Here is a 22,481-nt window from a genome sequence, read left to right as displayed (position 1 = left end):
CGACGACGGTGCCGCGGCTTACCCGTACGGAGGTGCGACGTGCTGCCAGGGAGCGGACGAGACAGCAGGCGGCGCCCCGTGCGCGCACCCCGGATGGTGGGTCTGCGCACCACCTGGACGGACGCCGGTGAGGGCGAGTTCTTCTGCCCCGGATGCGGTGGCGACCGCAACTACCAGCGGATGCGCGGCCGGTCGAGGCTCACCGTGCTGGGCGTCCCGCTGCTCGACCGGGGCGAGACCGGGCCGGTCGTCGAATGCGCCTCCTGCGGCACGAGGTTCGGCGCGGAGGTCCTGGACCACCCCACCACCGCCCGGTTCTCCGCGCTGCTGCGGGACGCCGTGCACACCGTGGCCCTGGCCGTGCTGGTGGCCGGCGGCACGGCGTCGCGGACGGCCCTGGAGACGGCCGCCGAGGGCGCCCGGGCCGCCGGCTCCGACGACTGCACCGCCGACCAGCTCGCCCTGCTGGCCCGGGTGATCGAGGACGAGGCCTCCTCCCTCCGGCTGGGCCGCCCCTGCGAGGCCGGGATCGCCCTGGAACTGCACGAGGCGCTCGTCCCGCTCGCCCCGCACCTGGCCCCGGCCGGGCGCGAATCGATTCTCCTCCAGGCCGCGCGGATCGCCCTCGCGGACGGCCCCTACCATCCGGCCGAACGCGAGGTGCTCACCACGGTGGGCGCGGCGCTCACCCTCCCCGCCGAGGACGTCTCCCGCCTGCTGGAGTCCGCCCGCACGCCGTCCTGAGCGCCGCCGAGGCCTTCCGCCTACGGCAGCATCCGTTCGTGGTCCTTGTCGTGGTCGGAGTCGTAGACCAGCTTGCCCGCGGCGTCGTAGCCCTTGACGTGCGGCGCGAGGGTGACCTGCCGGTCGAGCTCGCCCGCCGCCACGAACCAGCCGTCGTCCAGCACGGCCTCCTCGGTCTCGCCGCCGTACTCGACGGTCACCTTGGCGACCGAGGGCTCCACCGTGCCGATGGCGCCCCACCGGAAGGGCAGCTTCCAGTTGCCCTTGTCGATCACCGACTGGCTGTAGAGCTTCAGCGAGTTGCTGTCCGGGGCGACCGGTCGGGCGTCCGGAAGGTCTTCGCCGGCGCCCCTGCTGACCCCGAGGCTCGCGAACCGGGAATCCTTGACGCCGCAGATCACGCGGACCTGCTCCCCGGTCTTCACCGGGTCGTTCACCGCGACCACGAAGTAGCCGTCGCCCGGGGAGTTGCTGTCCCCGGTGGCCCGCATGGCGAGCAGGATCCGGAACTCCCCGGCGGGCGGCAGCGCCAAGCGGGTGAAGCCCCGGGCGCCTTCCTCCCCGGTCCCGCCGGTCCCGCCGGTCTCCCCGGTCTCCCCGGTCTCCCCGGTCTCTCCGGTCCGCGACTCCTGCCTGTCCTGCCTGTCCTGCCGGTCCTCCTGGCGCTGCCGGTCGGCCAGGCAGGTGTCGAGGCCCTCGGCCGCCTGCTCGAAGGTGATCCCGTCGAGCAACTGCCGCTCGGTGGCCGGGCGGGCGGGGATCATCGGCCGTGCCGACGCCGCGCCCTCGGCCGTGGTGGTGGGGGCGGCCGGAGCCGCCCGGTCCGCCGAGGCGGCGGGCGCGGTCAGCCAGTACGCCCCGATCGGCGCGGCGGTGAGGACGGCGAGGGCGGTCCCCAGCACCGTCGTGCGGCGCCGTCGGGCGACCCGGCCGCGGCGCAGGATCGTCTCGTAGGGTGCCGGGGCGGGCGTCACCCCCTCGGCGTTCTCGGCCAGCAGCGTGCGCAGCGCCTCGTCCCGCGGCGGCGTCGAGCCGCCGCGGACCTCGTGCTCGTTCATCGTTCCCCTCCGTGTCCGGCGCCCACCGGCGCCGTGGTCGTACGGGCCGTGGCCCGGTCCAGCGCCTCGCCGAGCCCCGGGGTGGCGCGCAGCTTGGCCAGGCCCTTGGCGGCCTGGCTCTTGACCGTGCCCACCGAGCAGCCGAGCGTTCCGGCCGTCTCGCTCTCGGACAGGTCCTCCCAGTAGCGGAGCACGATCACCGCCCGCTGCCGGGCCGGCAGCGCGGCCAGGGCCGCGAGCAACGCCCGGCGGGTGTCGGCCCGTTCGCCCTCGTCCTCCTGGCACGCGCGCTCCGGCACCGACGCGGTCAGCGCCTCGGGCACCCGTCGCCTGCGGAACCGGTCGCTGTTGCAGCTGACCAGGATCCGCCGGACGTACGCCTCCGGGCTGTCGGCGCGCAGCACCCGTCGCCAGGAGCGGTACGCCTTGGCCAGGGCCGTCTGCGTCAGGTCCTCGGCCAGGTGCCGGTCACCGGTCAGCAGGAATGCCGTCCGCACCAGATGGGGCCACCGGGCCTGGACGAACTCCTGGAACCGGTCCTCCAGTTCGGTCTGCATCAAAGACCTCCTCGCCCCTCCTGACCGCGGTGTGGTCCGATCAGGTTGCCCGAGCCGGTCGACGTGGTTCGATGGGCGCATGAGCGACGGGTGGGAGAGCTGGCCCGAGGGCGGGCCCGGGGTGGTGCGGCTGCCGTCCGGGCGGCTGGTGCGGGGGCGCGGGCTGCGCGACGGACTGCCGCCGGGGCCGGAGCCGGAGTTCGGGCTGTACCTGCAGGCCCGCCGGGCTCCCGAAGTCCCGTGGGAGGCGCGGCTGTTGCGGTGGCCGGACTTCCGGCTGCCGGCCGACCGGGAGGAGGCCCGGGCGGTGCTGGCCGAGGTCCGGGAGCTGGCGGCGGGCCGGCGGGTGGAGATCGCCTGCGGCGGCGGGCGCGGGCGCACCGGCACGGCGCTGGCCTGCCTGGCCGTCCTCGACGGGGTCGAGCCCGCCGGGGCGGTGGCCTGGGTCCGCCGCCACTACCACCCCCGCGCGGTGGAGACGCCGTGGCAGCGGCGGTACGTGCGGAGCTTCGGGCCGCCGGCGTGAGACCGCGCCGCCGCCCGCGCGGGGGAGTCGCCGTGGCGGTTCAGCGCACGGGTGCCAGGTCCAGGCGCATCACCAGGCGGTCCTCGCCGGGGCCGAAGTAGTCCGGGCGCAGGCCGCCGTCGGGTTCCTCGCAGGTGAAGCCGAGGGACCGGTAGAGGAGGACGGCCGCGCTGTTGGCGGGCTCCACGGTGAGGCGGACCACGCCGATCCCGTCGTCCCGCAGCATCAGCAGGATCTCGTGCATCAGGTCGCGGCCCAGCCCCCGCCCTCGGCGGTCCTGGGTGACGCACAGGCCGAGGATCCAGCAGTCCTCGCCCAGCGCGTCGGTCCCGGCCAGCACGTAGCCGTGCAGGTGGCCGGAGCCGTCGACCAGGACCAGGAAGTACCGCCGGTAGAGATCGAAGAGCTGGCGGAGGAGAAAGGGAGGGTAGGCGAACCGGCCGAAGATCTCGTGGTCGAGACGACGGAGTTCGGGAAGATCCTTTTCCTCCGCCCGGCGGAGGACCAACTCCGGCGGGGCGGAGGGAAGGGCCTCCGTATATGCGGTCATGCGGGCGCACCACCTTCGATCGGGTGAAATCGATGCGCGCGAGGCTGGCTGTCGCCGGTGGGGGTGTGAGAAGCCTTCCCGTCAAGTCCCGTTCCATGCAAGCGCGTTGACCGAGGGTGGGGAGGTGCGGGTGCGGCGAAGTTTGCTATCTTGACCCGGCGTTGATGGTTCGGGCGGGGTCCGGCGTTGGTATTTTCTAGAAATGGCCCTCAATTCTGAAGCACCATGGGACCAGTTCTGCCCAGATGATTATGTGAAGCGGAACTACGCCACCCCACTTGCCGTCGACCAGCAGATCGTCCGCCTGGTCGGCAAACATTTCACCGATCATTTCGGCGACGGTCGCCACGGACCGGTGAAGGGGGTCGACGTGGGCGCGGGCGCCAATCTGTACCCGGCGCTGTGCATGCTGCCCTGGTGCTCGGAGATCACCCTCCTGGAGAAGGGGCCCAAGAACCTCGACTACCTGCGCCGGCAGACCCTCGCCCCCGGGTTCGACACCGCCTGGGACGCCTTCTGGGAGGAACTCGCCGGCAACCCCGAGTACAAGGCGGTCCACGGCGAGCGCCGCGAGCGGTTCCGCGAGGTGGCCCGGCCGCGCTCCGGCGACCTGCTCGAACTCGGGGACACGGCCGAGCGCTGGGGGGTGGGCGCGATGTTCTTCGTCGCCGAGTCCATGTCCCACTCACGCGAGGAGTTCCTGGCGGCGGTCGACCGCTTCCTGGGCGTGCTCGAGCCGGGGGCGCCGTTCGCCGCCGCCTTCATGCTCCAGTCCGAGGGCTACGAGGTCGGCGCCTACGAGTACCCGGCCTACAAGGTCGACCAGCCGGAGGTCGCCAAGGCCCTGGACCCGCTGGCGCAGAAGGTCACGTACCACGAGCTGGACTTCAACCTGCGCGACGGCCACGAGGGCATGCTGCTCGCCCTCGGCTTCCGCGGGACCGACTGAACGAGCCGGGCGGGAGGCCGCCCGGTTGATCTGTGACGAGGGGTAACGGGGAATGCAGATCAAACCGCGTCAGCACCTGCTGGACGTGTGGCGGGCCATCGCCCGCCACTCGTTCCAGGACGGCGGCAAGTTCGCCTGGGGAGAGCTCGGCGGAGTCAGCTCCGTCGCGGACGCCGAGCGGCTGCTGTGCCTGCTCTACCCCGCGACGGAGATCCCCTCCTTCCGCCTGGACCAGCCCGACACCACGGAACGGGACGTCCTGCGCGCGCTGGAGCACGTCGGCACCCGCCTGGAGATCCCGGCCAACATCGTCACCGTGCTCAGCGAGTTCATGCAGAAGCACACCGGGCCCGACGGCGAGCCCACCTTCGCCGGCGGGCACTACTTCCGCCCCCGCAGGCCCGAGGACCAGGTCACCCCGGAGCAGCGCCAGTGGGGCGTCGTGGACTCCTACTCCATGTCCATCACGCTCTGCCTCGCCGCCCTCGGCTTCCTCAAGGTCTACGAGGACACCACCGCCCGCAGCGACGTGCGCCAGGCCGTGGAGGACCTCAGGGAGGCCACCCGCGCCCGGCTGACCGCCGCCATGGTCAGCCTGCTGCGGTCCTTCAGCGTCAACGTCTTCGAGCCCGAGTCCGACCAGGGCAAGCGGCTGATCCAGCTCATCGGGCAGGGCCGCCAGTCCGACCGCGCCGTGATCCAGCAGTTCTCCCGCCGCTTCAAGCCGCTGCGGGCGACCATCGGCGAGAGCCTCGTCCTCGGCATCGACGTCGAGGAGATGCTGCGCGACGACAACCAGCTCTTCGAGTGCGGCTGGGCCTGGAGCGTCGTCCGGGACGCCCCGGAGATCACCGACCTGACCGAGCCGCCGGTGAGCCAGCCGCCCGGCGTGGCCGACAACCTGCCGTACGTGTACTTCACCGTCGTCGCCCTCGACGGCATCCAGGACCTCTTCTCGGACCGCACCCTCACCCTCGGCCTGCTCGACCCCGACCAGCAGAAGCTGGCCGAGGCGCTGCGCCTGCGATGGGAGATCAGCCAGCAGTACTGGTCCGGCATCGCCCGCTTCGGCGAGACCCGCTGGCCGCTGGAGGACCTGCCCTGGCGGACCACCGGCCTCCAGCTCGAGTCCGAGTACTACTCGCTCACCGTCGCCGCCATCCTCGTGCACGACCTGGTGCGCCGCCGCGCCACCGACGACGACCTCACCCGCACCGTCGCCATCATGGAGCGGCTCGCCGAACGCGGCCGCGTCACCAGCCGGCTCACCTTCGACGACCCCTACGTCCACCTGCACAGCCCCGGCGCGACCCTGCCGCTCTCCGGGGCGGGCAAGAACGGACTGCCGCCGCTGCTGTGGCGGATGACCGACTTCTCCGCCCACCTGCTCAAGCGGACCGTGCAGCTCGCCGAGCTGTCCCGCAACATCGCCAGCCAGGACCGGCTGCTGCGCCTCGCCGAGCAGATCTTCGAGCACCTGTGGGCCCGCCGCATCGAGGACGGCGAGGGCACCGGCCTCTGGGACGACATCAAGGGCGCCTACCCGGAGCTCCAGGGGATCCCCTCGCGGCTCTCCTGGTCGGTGACCGAGCGCGTCACGGAGTGCCTGGTCGCCGCCCGCGGGCTCTACCACCAGGACCCCATCCGCAGCGCCGACCTCGCCGAGCTCGCCCGCCACCTCCTCAGCGAGGCCACCCACCTCTTCGGCAAGGAGCAGCTGGAGGCCGCCCCGTCCGACGAGGGGGGCCGCGGCCGGGCCATGCGCTCCATCGAGACCCGCCTGGACCGGGCCCGCGAACTCGTCGAGCAGCGGCCCGCCACCGCCTTCGCGCTCGCCCTGCCCGTGCTCCAGGAACTCGACACGCTGGCCCAGGCCAGGGGCGCCGCCGCCCAGGAGGTGTGAGCCGTGCTCGTCTTCGCCGCCTCCGACAAGGGAGGCACCGGCCGCTCGGTGACCAGCGCCAACCTGGCCTACCAGCGCGCCCTGCTCGGCGACCACGTGGCGTACGTGGACTTCGACTTCGGCTCGCCCACCGCCGCCGCGGTCTTCGACGTGCCCGGCGCGATCCGCGGCATCCAGGAGAACGGCCTGCACTCCTACCTGGAGGGCGAGACCAACGAGCCCGCCAGGATCGACGTGTGGCGGCAGACCGAGCACCCCGTGCTGCGCAACCGGCCCAACCAGGCCGGGAGGCTGGTGCTCTACCCCGGCAACATCAGCGGCGGCGAGTTCGCCACCGACGAGGACACCCTGGAACGCTGCGTCGACCTGCTGCTGCGGCTCAACACCGAGTTCGACCTGATCGTGGTCGACCTCAGCGCCGGCCGCAGCTACGCCATGGACATGGTCCTCGCGGCCACCGCGCACCCCCGGATGCGCCAGGTGCCGTTCCGCTGGCTGGTGTTCCACCGCTGGACCCGGCAGCACGTGATCGCCGCCGCCGGCCTGGTCCACAAGGACCACGGCATCCTCGACTGCGGCGACGGACACGGGCACGACAAGGAGACGCTGCGCGGCCACATCCGCTTCGTGCGGGCGGCCGTGCCGGACCCCGAGTCCGCCCTGTGGTCCCAGGTGACCCCCGCGCAGGCCGCCTGGATGCAGGCCTGCGACGAGGCGCTGCGCCGCCTCGCCTCCGAGCACCGCATCGGCGACAGCGTCGTCCTCGGCATCGTGCCGCTCGAGCCGATCCTGCAGTGGCGCGAGCAGCTCATCACCGAGGAGGACGTGCTCGCCAAGCAGATCGCCAACAAGGAGACGCTGGAGGCGCTCGAGGAGATCGCCCGCCGCCTCACCGACGACGCCTACTGGGGGCGGCCATGACGGAGTCCGTGTTCCGCGAGACCACCGCCGAGCCGCGGACCGAGGCGGTGCCGCTCTCCCACCTCTCGCTCGAACTCGGCCATCTCTACATGGAGGACTTCGAGGCCGGCCCGGAGCGCCTGCGCAGCCACTTCGCGCGGGTCGCGCACTGGGCCGCCGCGGTCGGCGGGAGCGTCGCCGCCGAGACCGGCAGGCGCCCGCGCATCTCCACCTGCTTCCTGATCGACGACTACTTCACCCGCTTCGCCACCCCCTGCGAGGTCGTGCCGATGCTGCTGGAGGAGGCCGAGCGGGCCGGGCTGACCGTCGACTACCTGGCCCGCGAGTCCGGCTGCGCGGAGGCCGACGGCGCGCAGGTGGCCGAAGCGGTCGCCGGGCGGCTGGTGGAGTCCCCGCCGCCCGGCGCGTACGGCGCGCGCCCGCCCGCCGACCAGACCGGCTGGCTGGCCAACGGCGAGCGCAGCCCGGTCGTGCGCGCCCCGCAGGCCATGAAGAAGGCGATCCCCTGGCAGGCGCCGCGGGAGACCGCCGCCCGGCAGCACTCCGTGTTCCTCGACGTCGAGCTGTGGAGCGAGCGTCCCGGCGGCGGCAAGCTCTGGTCCTGCCCGTTCCTCGCCGCCGTCTGGCAGCTCGCCCGGCTCGGGCTGCTGCGCCAGGAGGGGGAGGCGGTGCTCACGCCCCGGCCGCACGAGGGGCCGTTCCCGGCGCACTGGGACGAGATGCCGCCGCTGCTGCGGCTCCAGCCCCGCGCCGCGCCCTTCGCCGCCTACCGCACGTGCTCGGTGCTGCCCAACCGCTTCCTGCCCGTGGAACACGCGGTCCGGGTGATCCTCGACCAGACCGAGGTCGACCCCGGCGCCCTCCAGCAGGTCGCCCTCCGGTCCGCGGGCGAGGGCGTCGCCGTGCCCGCGTCGGTCGCCGACCGGATCTCCTACGTCTTCTACGCCGGACAGTGACAGGGGGCCGGGGCGTGGGCAGGGTCATGGAGGGGGGTGCCGAGATGACGCCGGAACGGGAAGCGACGCCGACACGGGGGCAGGGTCCGGCGGCCGGTCGGGCTGCGGCGAGGGGAGCGGGGGACGGTGAGCAGGCTCCCGTGCTGCTCTGCGGGGAGGTGCGGACCGGGCTGCTGCCCGCGCACCAGGCGCTCGACATCCGCGCCGCCGCCCAGCTCCTGCGGCTGCGCGCCGACGAACGGGTCCTGGTCTCCGAGCGGCCCAACCTCTACGCCCGCTCCCCGGACGCCCTGACCGGCGTGGACTGCCCGCTGCCCAGCACCACCGGCGCCCGGGTCCGCGCCGTCGGCACCGTCGCCGTCCGCGGCGTCCTCACCGAGGGCCGGGTGCTGCAGACCTCCGCCCGCCTGGGCGTCGCCCCGCGCGGCCCCGACCACCGCCGGCCCTGGGGCCACTACCTGGTCCGGCCGGGCGTGCTCGAACCGTTCGGGAAGCTGCCCCGCGAGGCCGTGGCCGCCGGTCTGCTCGCCGGGGCGCGGCGCGGTGAACTCGACGTCGGCCTGATCGCCGACGGCCTGCTCACCCGGCTGCTGCGGCACCCGCTGCTCGACCAGCGGCCGCCCTTCAAGTCCCGCCCCACCCGGCTGCGCTGGACCGCGCTGCCCGCCGAGCACGGCCGCGGGCCGTCGATCGAGCGGCTCACCCTCGCCGAGGACGAGCTGCGCACCCTCACGCTGCGCGTCCCGCCGGACGCCGACCCGGCCGAGGTCGCCGCCCTCTGCGAGGACCTCGCCCTGCACGACTGGCTGCTCACCACCGTCGTCCGCCTGCTCGACGGCAGCCGGCTGGGATCCGCGGACGGCACCGCCGTGGTGCGGGCGCTGCGGCCGGCCGTCGACCACCTGCTGCACCTGTGGATGCCCCGGGCCCGCCTCGACCCGTCGCTCGCCGCCCTCTGGGACGCGCTGGAGGAGCGGCCCGGGTTCACCCGCCAGTGGCAGTCCCTGGTCCACCGGATCCGCGACCAGCTCGCCCTCCACGCCGTCCCCGCACTCCACCAGGAGGCGGTGATGGCCCCCTGAGCAGACGACGCCCGTACCGCTGAGCGCCCGCACAGCCGATCCCACGGACATCCCAACGGGGGGAGAAGCGAGATGAGCACCACGCAGTCACCACAGCCCGACGAGACCACGCGCCCGGCGCGCCCGGCCGGCCGTGAGGACCGGACACCGCTGCTGCGGCGGGCCGGCGTCGGCCTGGCGCTGACGGCGCTGGTCTTCGCCGTCACCACCGCCGTCGACCTCGACGACGGGCCGCTGCTGCGGCTCGCCCTGGCCGTCCTCTGCGGCGCCACCGCCCTGGTCGTCCCGCACCTGGCCGAGCTGTCCCGGCAGGCCGGGCGGCAGACCCGGGAGACCCGCGACACCCGGGCCGCGCTGGACGACACCGCCGCCGCGGTCCGCGCGAGCCTCGAGCGGCAGGCCGCGGAACCCCGCGGGGCGGACACCGGCCGGCCCGCCGCCGGCACGCCCGCCGCGCCCGCCGCGCCCACCGGGCCGGTGGAGGCCGTCGCCTACCGCGTCGACCGGGTCACCGCCGACACCGTGCCCGAGCAGTCCCGGCGTTCCCTCGCCGAGGTGCTCACCACCGGGCCGGACATCCTGCAGACCTTCGCCCGCGCCGAACTGGAGCGGGTGGTGCGCCACATGGCCGACCTCAACAACCTCACCACCGAGTGCGCGGGCGAGAACCACGACTGGATGCTCTCCCTGACGCAGTCCACCGAGCGGTCGATCTTCGCCACCAGCACCTCGGTGGACCGCGAGTTCTGGAACAGCGAGCCCGCCTCCCGCTACCTCCAGGCCCAGCGGGAGGCCATCGAGCGGGGCGTGGTCGTGCAGCGGCTGTTCCTGCTGGAGTCCGCGGAGATGCTCGACGACAAGCTGCTGCGGCTCTGCGAGGAACAGGAACTCCTCGGCATCGAACTGCGCGCCGCGGTGCTGCAGGAACTCCCGCCGCACCTGCAGCGGGGCACCACCAGCGACTTCATCCTCTACGACGAGGGCGTCTCGTTCGAGATCGAGCAGGACCTGCGGGACGTCAACGTCAAGACCCGGCTGATCGCCCGGCCCGACCACGTCGGGCAGCGGCTGCGGCGGTTCCGCGAGCTGTGGGAGGCCGGGATGAACCTGCGGGACCTGGAGACGCGGGTCGACGACGAGGAGGACGGGGCGTGGATGGTCGACGTCTAGGGCCTGTCCGACGGATCTTGCACGTGGGTCGAGGGGGCCGGTACGCACGTCTGCGGCGTTGTCGTCACTCGACGACGCTCCGCGTCGCCTCCCTCCTCCGCCTTGCAGCCGCACGCACCAGCCCCCGCTCAGGGCGGTGACAAGGGAACTCGGCAGCAAGAGCGGCAAGAGCCGCCGGACAGGCCCCAGGCGGTCGTCGGGCGGTGACGTGACGGCCCCGCCGGGCGCGGGGGCGGGTGCGGGAGAATGGGGCCATGAGTCTCTTCCGGGACGACGGCGTCGTCCTGCGCACCCAGAAGCTCGGCGAGGCGGACCGCATCATCACGCTGCTCACCCGCGGTCACGGCCGGGTGCGCGCGGTCGCCCGCGGGGTGCGCCGCACCAAGTCGAAGTTCGGAGCGCGGCTGGAGCCGTTCTCCCACGTCGACGTGCAGTTCTTCGCCCGGGGCAGTGAGCTGGTCGGCCGCGGGCTGCCGCTGTGCACGCAGAGCGAGACCATCGCCGCCTACGGCGGGCCGATCGTCGCCGACTACGACCGGTACACCGCCGGCACGGCCATGCTGGAGACCGCGGAGCGGTTCACCGAGCAGGAGGGCGAGCAGGCGGTGCAGCAGTACCTGCTGCTGGTCGGCGCGCTGCGGACGCTGGCGCGCGGCGAGCACGCCCCGAACCTGATCCTCGACGCGTTCCTGCTGCGCTCGCTGGCCGTCAACGGCTACGCCCCCAGCTTCGGCGACTGCGCGCGGTGCGGGATGCCCGGGCCGAACCGGTTCTTCTCGGTCGCGGGCGGAGGCTCGGTCTGCGTGGACTGCCGGATGCCGGGCAGCGTGGTGCCGTCGACGCCCACCCTGGTGCTGCTGGGCGCCCTGCTCGCGGGAGACTGGGAGACCGCGGACGCCGCGGAGCCGCGGCACGTCCGCGAGGGCAGCGGGCTGGTCGCCGCGTACCTGCACTGGCACCTGGAGCGCGGTCTGCGGTCGCTCCGGTTCGTGGAAAAGTAGGCACCCGCAAGACTGCAGGGGCACGAGGACGAGGAGCTGGACACATGGCCGTAGGCGGATTCCTGGGACGGCAGCGCCGCGAGTACAAGGCGCCGGAGCCGCACCCGTCGGGTGCGCGTGCGCCGAAGCTGCCGTCCGAGCTGGTGCCGGGCCACGTGGCGATCGTCATGGACGGCAACGGGCGCTGGGCCAAGGAGCGGGGCCTGCCGCGCACGGAGGGCCACAAGGTCGGTGCCGAGCGGGTGCTCGACGTGCTCCAGGGCGCCATCGAGATGGGCGTCGGCGCGGTCTCGCTGTACGCCTTCTCCACGGAGAACTGGAAGCGGTCGCCCGACGAGGTGCGCTTCCTGATGAACTTCAACCGGGACTTCATCCGCAAGACGCGGGACGAGCTGGACGCGCTGGGGATCCGGGTCCGCTGGGTCGGCCGCATGCCGAAGCTGTGGCGGTCGGTGGCCAAGGAACTGCAGATCGCGCAGGAGCAGACCAAGGGCAACGACAAGCTGACCCTGTACTTCTGCATGAACTACGGCGGGCGGGCGGAGATCGCCGACGCGGCGCAGGCGATCGCGGAGGACGTGCGGGCCGGGCGGCTCGACCCGTCCAAGGTCAACGAGAAGACCTTCGCGAAGTACCTGTACTACGCGGACATGCCCGACGTGGACCTCTTCCTCCGCCCCAGCGGCGAGCAGCGGACGTCCAACTACCTGCTGTGGCAGTCCGCGTACGCCGAGATGGTGTTCCAGGACGTGCTGTGGCCCGACTTCGACCGGCGGGACCTCTGGCGGGCCTGCATGGAGTACGCGCAGCGTGACCGCCGCTTCGGCGGGGCCGTCCCCAACGAGCAGCTGCTCGCCATGGAGTCGGCGATGCGAGGCACCCCCACCGAAGCGTGACCCCTCCCGCCCGCCCGCAAGGCAGCGCGGCGGTCGTCAGGGGGTGGCGCAGTTGGCGCAGGTGCCGAAGATCTCGACGGTGTGGTCGACGTCGACGAAGCCGTGTTCCGCGGCGATCGCGTCGGCCCACCGCTCGACGGCCGGTCCCTCGACCTCCACGGCCTTGCCGCAGCCGCGGCAGACCAGGTGGTGGTGGTGCTCCTCGCTGGAGCAGCGGCGGTAGACGGACTCGCCCTCGGAGGTGCGCAGGACGTCGACCTCCCCCGCGTCCGCGAGGGACTGCAGCGTCCGGTAGACGGTGGTGAGGCCCACGGAGTCCCCGCGGTGCCGCAGCATGTCGTGGAGCTCCTGGGCGCTGCGGAAGCCGTTGACCTCGTCAAGGGCCTGCGCCACGGCCGCGCGCTGTCGGGTGGAACGGCCCCGTACGGGCGATCCGGCGGTCGACGTCACCGTTGCCTCCTCACATTCGTGGGTCGCCGGGCCATTGTGCCAGCCCGGCGCCCCGGCGGTCAGGGACCGGTCCGCCCGCGCCCGGCGGACCCGTCCGCGACCGACAGGTCGTACTCGCCCTCGTCCTGGGGCCCCGGCACCCGCGCGGCCCGCGCCCGTTTCCGGTCGGCCGCCGCCCGGCGCCTGGCCAGCGGCGTGGCCAGCGCGGTGAGCAGGACGAACGCGCCGATGGTCAGCAGCACGATCGTCGCGCCCGGCGGCACGTCGTTGTAGTACGAGAGCGTCGTACCTCCCAGTGTCGCAGCGACGCCCAGGGCGACGGCGACGGCGAAGGTCGCCGCGAAGCTCCGCGCGAGCTGCTGCGCCGCCGCGACCGGCACGACCATCAGCGCCGACACCAGCAGCAGGCCGACGACCCGCATGGCGACGGTCACCGTGACCGCCGCGGTGACCGCGACCAGCAGGTTCAGCGCCCGCACCGGCAGCCCGGTGACCCGCGCGAACTCCTCGTCCTGGCTCACCGCGAACAGCTGGCGGCGCAGCCCCACCGTCACCAGCAGCACGAAGGCGGCCAGCAGGCAGATCGCGGTGACGTCGGACGCGCTCACCGTGGAGAGCGAGCCGAACAGGTAGGTGGTCAGGTTGGCGTTGGAGCCGCCGGGCGCGAGGGCGGTCAGCAGCACGCCGCCCGCCATGCCGCCGTAGAAGAGCATGGCCAGCGCGATGTCGCCGCGGGCGCGGCCGTACCAGCGGATCAGCTCCATCAGGACGGAACCGGCCACGGCCACCGCGGTGGCGACCCAGACGGGGGAGGAGTTCAGCAGGAAGCCGAGGCCCACCCCGGTCATGGCGACGTGGCCGATGCCGTCGCCCATCAGGGCCTGGCGGCGCTGCACCAGGTAGACGCCGACGGCCGGCGCGGTCAGGCCGACCAGGACGGCGGCGAGCAGGGCCCGCTGCATGAAGGCGTAGTTCAGGAGGTCCATCAGCTCAGCAGTCCCGTACGGAGGTGGTCGGCGTCCGCGTCGTCGTGCGGGTGGACGTGGTCGTGGCCGGGCAGCGCGTGCTGGCCGAGCGCCTTCGGCGGCGGGCCGTCGTGCAGCACGCAGCCGTCGCGCAGGACGACCGCGCGGTCGATGAGCGGCTCCAGCGGGCCCAGCTCGTGCAGGACCAGCAGGACGGTGACGCCGCGGGAGACCTGCTCGCGCAGGGTGTCCGCGAGGACCTCCTGGCTGGCCAGGTCCACGCCGGCCATCGGCTCGTCCATGATCAGCAGCTCCGGCTCGGAGGCCAGGGCGCGGGCGATCAGCACCCGCTGGTGCTGGCCGCCGGAGAGGGCGTCCACCGGGTCCTTGGCGCGGTCGGCGAGGCCGACCAGCTCCAGGGCGTGCCGGACCGCGTCGTGGTCCGCCTTGCGGAGCAGGCCGAAGCGGGCCCGGGAGAGCCGCCCGGAGGCGACCACCTCGGTGACGGTGGCGGGCACGCCGCCGGCGGCCGTGGTGCGCTGCGGGACGTAGCCCACGCGGGCCCACTGCCGGAAGCGGCGCCGGGGGACGCCGAACAGATCGATCTCGCCGGAGACCACCGGCACCTGGCCGATGATCGCGCGGACCGTGGTCGACTTGCCGGAGCCGTTGGCGCCGAGCAGCGCCACGACCTCGCCGTGCCGCACGGTCAGGTCGATGCCGCGGAGCACGGGCTTGGCGCCCAGCTCGGCACGGACCGTGCGGAGGGAGATGACGGGCTCGTCCACGATGCCCTCCTGGGCGTCGGATCGCTGAGGTGTCACTGGGCTCCGAGGGCCTTCCGCAGCGCCTCGAGGTTGGACTCCATGACCTGGAAGTAGTCGTCGCCGCGGGACTTCTCGGTGATGCCCTCGAGCGGGTCGAGCACGTCGGTCCGCAGCCCGGTGTCCTGGGCGAGGGTCTTCGCCGTGCGGTCGCTGACCAGGGTCTCGTAGAAGACGGTGGTGACGCCGTCCTCCTTCGCGATGTGCTGGAGCTCCTTGACGCGGGCGCCGCTGGGCTCGGACTCGGGGTCGAGGCCGGTGATGGACTCCTCGATCAGGCCGTAGGCCTCGGCGAGGTAGCCGAAGGCGGAGTGGTTGGTGAGGAAGACGTCGGTCTTCCGGTCCTTGAGGCCGTCCTCGAACTTCTTGTCCAGCGCGTCGAGGCGGTTCACCAGGTCCTCGGTGTTGGCCCGGTAGTCGGCCGCGTGGTCGGGGTCGGCCTTCTGAAAGGCCTTGGAGACGCCCTGGGCGACCTCGGCGTACTTGGCCGGGTCCAGCCAGACGTGCGGGTCCTGGGCGCCGGCGGCGTGGGAGTGGCCGTGGTCGTGGCCCTCGTGCTCGTCGGCGTGCTCGTCCGCGTGTTCCTCGGCGTGCTCGTCCGCGTGTTCCTCGGCGTGCTCGTCCGCGTGCTCGTCGGCGTGCTCCTCGGAGCCGTCCACCTCGGCGCCGTGCTCACGCAGCTCGGTGAGGGCGGCGGCGTCGACCTTCGCCGGGCCCTCGGTCTGGGCGACGGCCTCGTCGACGGCGGGCTGCAGGCCCTTCAGGTAGAGGACGGCGTCCGCCTCGGTGAGCGCGGCGGTCTGCCGGGCGGTGATCTCCAGGTCATGCGGCTCCTGGCCGGGCTCGACCAGCGTGGAGACGTTGACGTTCTTCCCGCCGATCTCCTCGGCGAGGAAGGCCATGGGGTAGAACGACGCGACGACGTCGAACTTCTCGGTGTTCTTGCCTATGGCCGTGGCGTCACCCGAGCAGGCGGTCAGGGCGGTCGCGCCCAGGACCGCGGCGGTGGCGGCGGCGGTCGAGGATATGAGTCGTCGGACGTTCATGACTCTCATTTTCAACTAATATGGAAACCGTTGTCAACAATGGTGGTCAAAGCCACACGAAGGGGCCGGATGGGGTGAGTCGCTCGCCCGTGCGCGTCCCAGGGGCGGAACCGATTTGATCGGGGGGCAGTCCCCGCCGGTAACCTGAGGCATTCGCTGTGAAGCAAAGCTCCGAGGGGCCGGTGCGGCAGCCGCCGGCCGGGTCCTTCGCCGCCCGTCGTCGTAATGAAGAGAGCACCGTGGCCGCCGACAAGATCGACACCATCGTCAGCCTGAGCAAGCGCCGTGGCTTCGTATTCCCCTGCAGTGAGATCTACGGCGGCCAGCGCGCCGCCTGGGACTACGGGCACCTGGGTGTCGAGCTCAAGGAGAACATCAAGCGCCAGTGGTGGCGCTACATGGTGACCTCCCGCGAGGACGTCGTCGGTATCGACTCCTCCGTGATCCTCGCCCCCGAGGTCTGGGTCGCCTCCGGCCACGTCGCCACCTTCTCGGACCCCCTCACCGAGTGCACCTCCTGCCACAAGCGCTTCCGCGCCGACCACCTGGAGGAGGCGTACGAGGAGAAGAAGGGCCGCGCCCCCGAGAACGGCCTGGCGGACGTCAACTGCCCCAACTGCGGTGTGAAGGGCCAGTTCACCGAGCCCAAGCAGTTCTCCGGCATGCTCTCCACCCACCTCGGCCCGACCCAGGACAGCGGCTCCGTCGCCTACCTGCGTCCGGAGACCGCCCAGGGCATCTTCACCAACTACGCCCAGGTGCAGACCTCCGCGCGCCGCAAGCCGCCGTTCGGCATCGCCCAGATGGGCAAGTCCTTCCGCAACGAGATCACGCCCGGCAACTTCATCTTCCGGACCCGCGAGTTCGAGCAGATGGAGATGGAGTTCTTCGTCAAGCCGGGCGAGGACGAGAAGTGGCAGGAGTACTGGATGGAGCAGCGCTGGAACTGGTACACCGGCCTGGGTCTCCGTGAGGAGAACATGCGCTGGTACGAGCACCCGCAGGAGAAGCTCTCCCACTACTCCAAGCGCACCGCCGACATCGAGTACCGCTTCCAGTTCGGCGGCAGCGAGTGGGGCGAGCTCGAGGGCGTCGCCAACCGCACCGACTACGACCTCTCCGCGCACTCGAAGGCGTCCGGCCAGGCCCTGGAGTACTACGACCAGGAGGCCAACGAGCGCTACACGCCGTACGTCATCGAGCCGGCGGCCGGTGTCGGCCGGACGCTGCTGGCCTTCCTCCTCGACGCCTACGTCGAGGACGAGGCGCCCAACGCCAAGGGCAAGATGGAGAAGCGCACGGTGCTGCGCCTCGACCACCGCATCGCCCCGGTGAAGGCCGCGGTGCTGCCGCTCTCCCGCAACGCCGAGCTCTCGCCGAAGGCGAAGGGCCTCGCCCAGGCGCTGCGCCAGCACTGGAACATCGAGTTCGACGACGCGGGCGCCATCGGCCGCCGCTACCGCCGCCAGGACGAGATCGGCACGCCGTTCTGCGTCACCGTCGACTTCGACACCCTCGACGACAACGCGGTGACCGTGCGCGAGCGCGACACCATGAAGCAGGAGCGGGTCTCCCTCGACCAGATCGAGGGCTACCTCGCCGCGCGCCTGATCGGCTGCTGAGCGCCGCCTCCGCCTCCGCCTCAGAGCGCACGCACCGGGCCCCGGCCCGCCCCTTCGCGGGGGCGGGCCGGGGCCCGTCCGCGTTCCGCGGGGTCGTGCGCCGGGGCGCGGTGCCCGGCGGCACCGGCTGCCGCACCGGTCCGGGGAACGTCCGCTCGTGCCGCGGCCGCGGCCGCGGCCTCCGGCCTCCGTGGCGGGAGGACCGTCAGTCCGCGCGCCGGTCCAGGTAGTGCGCGCGTCCCTCGTCGTCGAGGCCGACGGAGCCGTCGGGACCGTCGGGGATGACGCAGAACTCGTTGCCCTCGGGGTCCGCCATCACGAGGAACCCGCCGTCGTCGTACTCGTGCAGCCGACGCCCGCCGAGCCCTTCGATGCGCCGCTGCTCGGCGGCGGGATCCGAGGCCGTGATGTCGACGTGGACCCGGTTCTTGCCCGGCTGCCGGGGCGCGTCCGCCCGCTGGAAGCCGACGACGAGATCGTCCTGGCGGCCCAGCCAGACGTAGGGGCCCGTCCGCCCCGCCACCGGCCGGCCGAGCACCTCCGCCCAGAACCCGGCGAGCCGCTCCGGGTCGGCGGCGTCCACGATCACGGCCTTGATCTGCATGGATGAGTTCGTCACCCGGGGCTTCTTCCCGCAACGGCGCTCCGCACGACCGCCGGCCCGCGAACTCCACGCACTCGGCCTCGTCCCCTCCCGCGCCGTCACGCCGGTGCGGGGCCACGGAAAGACCGGCGGTGCGGTCCTGGGCGACGCGGTTTTCGGACAGCGGGCGGCACGCTCGGTTTCGTTGACTTTCGGAGCCGCGACGCCCTCGGTGACCGGGCAAAACCGGCGAAGGCCCGGCTCGGCGCTGCGGCGGTATCGCCTTTCGTCGGAATTTCGCCGCGCCTTCCGCTCACCTGAAGAGCACCCCTTTCACCTGACCGCTCACAGCCGGGGAAAGGGCGTTCCCGAGTTGCCGAATAGCACGATTGACACCCCGTCACCCCGAACCTACGGTCCTTTCAGTCGCCGGACGCCGACATGGACGTGACCGCCGGTGGCCCGCCGCCCGGTCCCGGCGGCCGGCCGGAGGTCGCACCGGCACCGCGACGCCCGGACCGCGCTCGACCCCGGAACAGTCCCCCCACGTGGCTCTCACCCAGCGGGCCCTCCGCCGACCGGCCCGGACCCACAGGCCCTCCGGACCCGGACCTCCCCCTTCCCCCACGTCCGACAAGGAGCACGCGCACATGGCCGTGAACCGACGCACGTTACTGCGCCTGAGCGCCGCGGCCGGAGCCGTGGCCGCCGCCCACCTGCACGGCGCCACCGCGGCCTCGGCCGCCACCTCCGCCCCGGCGGCCGCCGCCGCAGCGCCGACCCAGCGCTTCGCCATCGGCGTGCGGGAGTATTCCTGGGCACGCGGAAGCCGCCGGCTGACCACCCGGATCTTCTATCCCGCCACCGGCACGCCCGGCGGTGCTCCGGTCGTCAACGCTCCCGTCGCCGACGGCGTCTTCCCGGTCTGCGAGTTCAGCCACGGCCTCGGCGGCAACCCGGAGAGCTACGCGCCGCTGATCCGTCCGCTGGCCGAGGCCGGATTCGTCGTCCCCGCGCCCGTCTTCCCCACCACCTCGAGCGGCACCGCGGGCAACGTCCAGGACGTCTACAACGGCAACCAGTCCCTGGACGTGTCGCAGGTCATCACCAACACCCTCGCCCTCCACACCACCGCCGGCGACCCGCTCGCCGGTCACCTCGACACCGGCGCCGGCGTCGGCGTCGCCGGCCACTCACTGGGCGGCATGACCACCCACGGGCTGCTGACCGCCTGGCCCGACAGCCGGGTCGCCGCCGCCGTCCCCTTCGCCTGCGTCGACATGGGCAACCCCAGCAGCACCGTCGCCGCGAAGGTCCTCTTCGTCCACGGCGACCAGGACACCCTCACCCAGTACTCCTCCGCCCGCCAGGCGTACGCGGAACTGCCCGCGCCCAAGGCGTTCCTCACCCACCGCGGCACGGGCCACGACGAGTACATCTGGAGCGGCTACAACCACACCCAGACCGTCGCCACCTACGTGGACTGGATGCGCTGGAGTCTCTACGCCGACACCGCCGCCCGCGACCGCCTGGCCTCCGACGCCACTTCGGGCACGTCCACCACGAGCTGGGAAGCGGTCCTCACCCCGTCGGTCCCCGCCGGTCCGGTGGTCGGCCTCCGCTGCCGGGCCAACGGCCAGTACGTGTGCGCGGAGAACGCCGGCGCCAACCCGCTCGTCGCCAACCGGGCCGCCCTGGGCGACTGGGAGCGGTTCGACCTGGTCGACCTCGGTGGGGGCGCCGTCGCCCTGCGCGCCCGCGTCAACGGCCGGTACGTCTGCGCCGAGAACGCCGGCAGCGGCTCACTCGTCGCCAACCGCACCTCCGTCGGGCCCTGGGAGACGTTCCAGCGCGTGAACAACTCCGACGGCAGCATCAGCCTGCGCGCGCAGGTCAACAACCGGTACGTCACGGCCGGCAGCGGCGGCGGCAGCCCGCTCACCGCCGCCGGCACCACCATCGGCGCCTCCGAGTCCTTCGGGCTCACCACCGCCTGAGGCGTCGCGCCCCCCGGAGGACGAAGAAGCGCCGGCCCAGGCCCTCCACCGGGGCCCCGGCCGGCGGCGGCCGGGGGGATCGCCGGGCCGACCGCCCAAGGGGCGTGGCCTCACGGGGTGTGCGGGAGTTCCGCCCAGACGAACTTGCCCAGCGGTCGCGGGCCGACCCCCCAGCGGCCGTCCGAGAGGGCGGCGACGATGTGCAGGCCGTTGCCGTGGTTGCGCCGCTGCCGGTCCGCGGCGCCGCGGAGCCAGGGCCGGCGGCGGCTCGGGTCGTGGACCTCGATCCGCACCCGGTCCGCGGTGACGAGGACGGTCACGCCGATCAGGTCGTCGTCGCGCGCGCCGTACTTCACCGCGTTGGTCGCCAGCTCGGAGGTCACCAGCCGTACCGCGTCGAGGAGTTCGGGCGAGGGGTTTGGTACCTCCTCGCGGACGCGGTCCTCGGCGAACCGGCGGGCGAGCCGCACGGAGGCGGTCTCGCGGGGGAGGATCAGATCCACGGGACGATGCGCGGACTCACTCGTGCGGCTGATTCGCCGGACGGCCGGGACGGCGGGCGGACCGGCCTCGTCGAGACGTTCCCGCAGGTGCGAGGGCATGCGGTCGGCGACCACGGTGACTCCTCTCCGTAACGGAGCGACTACCAGGGCGGCCCAGCGTGTCCTAGAGTCGGCCTGCCCTCAACTTTGCGAAAGGGGACGGAAGATTGGTGCACGCCCGTGAACGTTAAGGAGCTCAACCCCGAGAGCTCGCCCGCCGCGGCCTTCGGTGCACGTCTGCGGGCCGTGCGGGAAGCGCGCGGATGGAAGCAGGAAGACCTGGCGGAGCGGATGGAGTACTCCAGCACGCACATCTCCTCCGTGGAAACCGGTCGCAAATTTCCAACCTTGCGCTTTTCGCGCAGTGCCGACCGGGCCTTCGGGACCGCCGACGGGGCCGAGTCGTTCGAGCGGCTCTCGCGGGAGCTGCGGCACGGCAGCCTCCTGGAGGGCTTCCCGGAGTTCCTCGCCTACGAGAGCCGGGCGGTGGAGATCCGGCTGTACGAGGTGGGCGTGATCCCGGGGCTGCTGCAGACGCACGAGTACGCGTCGGTGCTGGCGGAGAGCGCGGTCGCGCGGGGCGCCATCGGCCCGGACCAGGCGGTCGAGCGGGTCGCCCTGGTCGCGGAGCGCCAGGCCGCCCTCCAGCGGCGCCACCGCCCCCTGGTGTTCGTGGTGCTGGACGAGAGCTGCCTGCGGCGGCCGATCGGCGGCCCGGAGGTCATGGCGGCGCAGTTCGACCACCTGCTCCACTTCGCCGAGCTGCCCAACACGGTGCTCCAGGTCGCCGAGTTCACGATGGGGCACCGGCGGCCGTTCGATCTGCCGGTCACCGTCCTCACGCTCGCGGACCGGACGCTGATGTCCTACGCCGAGTCCGCCCAGCGGGGCCATCTGGAACGGGAAAGCCGCTCGGTCCTGCCGGTGCTGACGGCCTACCATCAGCTTCAGGCCGAAGCGCTGTCCCAGGCGGACTCCGTCGCCCTGGTCAGCCAGCTACGAAAGGGCACCCTGTGACGACCGAATCCCCGCGTTGGGTCACGTCCTCCTACAGCAACAACGGTGGTCAGTGCGTCGAGGTCGCGGCGAACCTCGCCGTCTCGCGCGGCGTCGTCCCCGTCCGTGATTCGAAGAATCCCGCCGGCCCGGTCGTGGCCGTGCCGGCCGCCTCGTTCGCCCGCTTCGTGGCGGGGATCAAGGCGGGGGCGTTCGACGCCGTCTGACCGGCACGGCGAGGGGCCCCACCGCGTAGGCGCGCGGTGGGGCCCCTCGCCGTGCGGCCCGGTTCCCGTCCGGCCGATGATCACCGGATCGAGTGCACTTGACCCGCATGCGCCCCGTTCGACGGTGATCTGTCCCACGCTGGGGGTCGGCAGGACAAGATCACGAAAGGGACCGCCATGACCACCGTCGCGCAGGACGTCATCACCACCAAGCTGGAGCGCAGCTTCGACGCCATGGACGACAACCAGGACGGCTACCTGGACTGGACGGACTACCAGAAGCTCGGGGACCGCTACATCCAGGCCTACCACCTCGACAAGAACGACCGCCGCGCCCGGGCGATCCAGACCTTCTGCCAGATCTACTGGCTGGAGCTGCTGCGGCACTCCGGCGTGGACGGCGACCGGCTCACCAAGGAGCAGTTCGTCACCGCCAACCGGCTGGCCGTGGTCGACACCAGCCGGCTCAACGTCACCGAGGGCGGCGGCCACGCGATCTTCGACGTCATCGACGTCGACGGGGACAACGAGATCGGCAAGGACGAGTTCGTCCGCTTCCTGCGGGACGTCTGGCGGAGCGAGGCGCCGGAGGCGCTGGACGCCTTCGACAGGCTGGACACCGACGGGGACGGGGTCGTCTCCCGCCACGAGTTCATCCGCGCCGTGCGCGAGCACTACCTGTCCAACGACCCGGAGGCGCCGGGCAGTCTGTTCTTCGGCCGCGCCTGACGGTCCCCGCTCCTTCCGCGGCACCTCCACGGCCGCCGCCCGGGTCCGCCCGGGCGGCGGCCGTCGCCGTGGGCCCATTTCGACGGGCACCCTTGCGCCGAGATATTTAAGGGGTTAGCTTTTCAGCACCAAGTGATCAGGGGGCCGAAGGGCCGCCTGACCGCCCGTGCCGGAGTGCCAGGACGCC

The 22,481-nt window shown here is 72.8% G+C and carries 24 protein-coding genes; 15 read left to right on the top strand and 9 right to left on the bottom strand.

The window, feature by feature from the left end:
- The first annotated feature begins 93 nt into the window (after positions 1 to 93).
- The gene (locus ABZ836_RS04705) at positions 94 to 744 is read left to right on the top strand and encodes a TerB family tellurite resistance protein (RefSeq protein WP_356131620.1); all 651 of its coding nucleotides are present in this window, start codon (positions 94 to 96) and stop codon (positions 742 to 744) included.
- Positions 745 to 764: 20 nt separating this feature from the next.
- On the opposite strand, the gene ABZ836_RS04700 is transcribed toward ABZ836_RS04705, so the two are convergent.
- Both ABZ836_RS04700 and ABZ836_RS04695 read right to left on the bottom strand, forming a co-directional pair.
- Positions 765 to 1,802 (bottom strand): hypothetical protein, encoded by a 1,038-nt coding sequence (locus tag ABZ836_RS04700; RefSeq protein WP_361139219.1) that lies wholly within the window; start codon positions 1,800 to 1,802, stop codon positions 765 to 767.
- Positions 1,799 to 2,359, bottom strand: a complete 561-nt coding sequence (locus tag ABZ836_RS04695; RefSeq protein WP_361139216.1) for a SigE family RNA polymerase sigma factor — start codon at positions 2,357 to 2,359, stop codon at positions 1,799 to 1,801. The genes ABZ836_RS04700 and ABZ836_RS04695 overlap by 4 nt, the downstream gene beginning before the upstream one ends.
- A 79-nt stretch (positions 2,360 to 2,438) precedes the next feature.
- Here ABZ836_RS04695 and ABZ836_RS04690 point away from each other — a divergent pair, with 79 nt between their 5' ends.
- Positions 2,439 to 2,885: a protein-tyrosine phosphatase family protein gene (locus tag ABZ836_RS04690; RefSeq protein ID WP_356131480.1), complete on the top strand. Its 447-nt coding sequence runs from the start codon at positions 2,439 to 2,441 to the stop codon at positions 2,883 to 2,885.
- Between the two features lie 40 nt (positions 2,886 to 2,925).
- Here ABZ836_RS04690 and ABZ836_RS04685 read toward each other — a convergent pair whose 3' ends face one another.
- Positions 2,926 to 3,435 carry an N-acetyltransferase gene (locus ABZ836_RS04685; RefSeq protein WP_361139212.1) on the bottom strand — a complete coding sequence of 170 codons (510 nt, stop codon included), beginning with the start codon at positions 3,433 to 3,435 and terminating at the stop codon, positions 2,926 to 2,928.
- A gap of 202 nt (positions 3,436 to 3,637) precedes the next feature.
- Between ABZ836_RS04685 and ABZ836_RS04680 the strand changes: the two genes are divergently transcribed.
- The 8 genes from ABZ836_RS04680 (at position 3,638) to ABZ836_RS04645 (ending at position 12,313) form a co-directional block, all read left to right on the top strand.
- Positions 3,638 to 4,384 carry an SCO2525 family SAM-dependent methyltransferase gene (locus tag ABZ836_RS04680; protein ID WP_356131474.1) on the top strand — a complete coding sequence of 249 codons (747 nt, stop codon included), beginning with the start codon at positions 3,638 to 3,640 and terminating at the stop codon, positions 4,382 to 4,384.
- A gap of 52 nt (positions 4,385 to 4,436) precedes the next feature.
- Positions 4,437 to 6,287: an SCO2524 family protein gene (locus ABZ836_RS04675; protein ID WP_361139208.1), complete on the top strand. Its 1,851-nt coding sequence runs from the start codon at positions 4,437 to 4,439 to the stop codon at positions 6,285 to 6,287.
- A 3-nt stretch (positions 6,288 to 6,290) separates the two neighbouring features.
- Positions 6,291 to 7,208, top strand: coding sequence for an SCO2523 family variant P-loop protein (locus tag ABZ836_RS04670; RefSeq protein ID WP_356131470.1), 918 nt, complete (start codon positions 6,291 to 6,293; stop codon positions 7,206 to 7,208).
- Complete coding sequence (locus tag ABZ836_RS04665; protein ID WP_361139204.1) at positions 7,205 to 8,164, top strand: SCO2522 family protein; 960 nt, start codon at positions 7,205 to 7,207, stop codon at positions 8,162 to 8,164. Before ABZ836_RS04670 ends, ABZ836_RS04665 begins: the two co-directional genes overlap by 4 nt.
- Before the next feature lie 140 nt (positions 8,165 to 8,304).
- Positions 8,305 to 9,246: an SCO2521 family protein gene (locus ABZ836_RS04660; protein WP_356131464.1), complete on the top strand. Its 942-nt coding sequence runs from the start codon at positions 8,305 to 8,307 to the stop codon at positions 9,244 to 9,246.
- A gap of 72 nt (positions 9,247 to 9,318) precedes the next feature.
- Complete coding sequence (locus ABZ836_RS04655) at positions 9,319 to 10,416, top strand: hypothetical protein (RefSeq protein ID WP_361139201.1); 1,098 nt, start codon at positions 9,319 to 9,321, stop codon at positions 10,414 to 10,416.
- Between the two features lie 254 nt (positions 10,417 to 10,670).
- The gene (gene recO, locus ABZ836_RS04650; protein ID WP_356131459.1) at positions 10,671 to 11,417 is read left to right on the top strand and encodes a DNA repair protein RecO; all 747 of its coding nucleotides are present in this window, start codon (positions 10,671 to 10,673) and stop codon (positions 11,415 to 11,417) included.
- Positions 11,418 to 11,461: 44 nt separating this feature from the next.
- Complete coding sequence (locus ABZ836_RS04645) at positions 11,462 to 12,313, top strand: isoprenyl transferase (RefSeq protein WP_361139198.1); 852 nt, start codon at positions 11,462 to 11,464, stop codon at positions 12,311 to 12,313.
- Between the two features lie 36 nt (positions 12,314 to 12,349).
- Here the strand turns inward: ABZ836_RS04645 and ABZ836_RS04640 are convergent, their stop codons facing one another.
- The 4 genes from ABZ836_RS04640 to ABZ836_RS04625 are packed head-to-tail and all read right to left on the bottom strand — an operon-like array spanning position 12,350 to position 15,598.
- Entirely contained in the window at positions 12,350 to 12,763 is a 414-nt protein-coding gene (locus ABZ836_RS04640; protein ID WP_361139195.1) for a Fur family transcriptional regulator, read from the bottom strand.
- 59 nt (positions 12,764 to 12,822) lie between these two features.
- Positions 12,823 to 13,749: a metal ABC transporter permease gene (locus ABZ836_RS04635; RefSeq protein ID WP_356131445.1), complete on the bottom strand. Its 927-nt coding sequence runs from the start codon at positions 13,747 to 13,749 to the stop codon at positions 12,823 to 12,825.
- The gene (locus ABZ836_RS04630; protein ID WP_356131617.1) at positions 13,749 to 14,519 is read right to left on the bottom strand and encodes a metal ABC transporter ATP-binding protein; all 771 of its coding nucleotides are present in this window, start codon (positions 14,517 to 14,519) and stop codon (positions 13,749 to 13,751) included. Before ABZ836_RS04630 ends, ABZ836_RS04635 begins: the two co-directional genes overlap by 1 nt.
- 29 nt (positions 14,520 to 14,548) lie before the next feature.
- Positions 14,549 to 15,598, bottom strand: coding sequence for a metal ABC transporter substrate-binding protein (locus ABZ836_RS04625; protein WP_361139191.1), 1,050 nt, complete (start codon positions 15,596 to 15,598; stop codon positions 14,549 to 14,551).
- A 239-nt stretch (positions 15,599 to 15,837) separates the two neighbouring features.
- Between ABZ836_RS04625 and ABZ836_RS04620 the strand changes: the two genes are divergently transcribed.
- Complete coding sequence (locus ABZ836_RS04620; protein WP_361139188.1) at positions 15,838 to 17,220, top strand: glycine--tRNA ligase; 1,383 nt, start codon at positions 15,838 to 15,840, stop codon at positions 17,218 to 17,220.
- A 205-nt stretch (positions 17,221 to 17,425) separates the two neighbouring features.
- Here ABZ836_RS04620 and ABZ836_RS04615 read toward each other — a convergent pair whose 3' ends face one another.
- Positions 17,426 to 17,839, bottom strand: coding sequence for a VOC family protein (locus tag ABZ836_RS04615; RefSeq protein ID WP_356131439.1), 414 nt, complete (start codon positions 17,837 to 17,839; stop codon positions 17,426 to 17,428).
- Positions 17,840 to 18,453: 614 nt separating this feature from the next.
- Between ABZ836_RS04615 and ABZ836_RS04610 the strand changes: the two genes are divergently transcribed.
- Positions 18,454 to 19,800 (top strand): alpha/beta hydrolase, encoded by a 1,347-nt coding sequence (locus tag ABZ836_RS04610; protein WP_361139185.1) that lies wholly within the window; start codon positions 18,454 to 18,456, stop codon positions 19,798 to 19,800.
- Positions 19,801 to 19,910: 110 nt separating this feature from the next.
- Here ABZ836_RS04610 and ABZ836_RS04605 read toward each other — a convergent pair whose 3' ends face one another.
- The gene (locus tag ABZ836_RS04605) at positions 19,911 to 20,303 is read right to left on the bottom strand and encodes an ATP-binding protein (RefSeq protein WP_361139182.1); all 393 of its coding nucleotides are present in this window, start codon (positions 20,301 to 20,303) and stop codon (positions 19,911 to 19,913) included.
- A gap of 219 nt (positions 20,304 to 20,522) precedes the next feature.
- On the opposite strand from ABZ836_RS04605, the gene ABZ836_RS04600 reads away from it, so the two are divergent.
- From ABZ836_RS04600 to ABZ836_RS04590, 3 genes are all read left to right on the top strand, one after another.
- Positions 20,523 to 21,359 (top strand): helix-turn-helix transcriptional regulator, encoded by an 837-nt coding sequence (locus tag ABZ836_RS04600; RefSeq protein ID WP_361139179.1) that lies wholly within the window; start codon positions 20,523 to 20,525, stop codon positions 21,357 to 21,359.
- On the top strand, positions 21,356 to 21,565 hold the full coding sequence (locus ABZ836_RS04595) for a DUF397 domain-containing protein (RefSeq protein ID WP_361139176.1): 210 nt from the start codon (positions 21,356 to 21,358) through the stop codon (positions 21,563 to 21,565). The genes ABZ836_RS04600 and ABZ836_RS04595 overlap by 4 nt, the downstream gene beginning before the upstream one ends.
- 177 nt (positions 21,566 to 21,742) lie before the next feature.
- Positions 21,743 to 22,294: an EF-hand domain-containing protein gene (locus ABZ836_RS04590; protein WP_356131425.1), complete on the top strand. Its 552-nt coding sequence runs from the start codon at positions 21,743 to 21,745 to the stop codon at positions 22,292 to 22,294.
- Positions 22,295 to 22,481 lie beyond the last annotated feature (187 nt).

This window comes from Streptomyces sp. NPDC047130 (assembly GCF_040643475.1).
In the GTDB taxonomy this organism is placed as follows: Bacteria; Actinomycetota; Actinomycetes; order Streptomycetales; family Streptomycetaceae; genus Streptomyces.
This window is presented reverse-complemented; position numbering and strand designations above follow the sequence as displayed.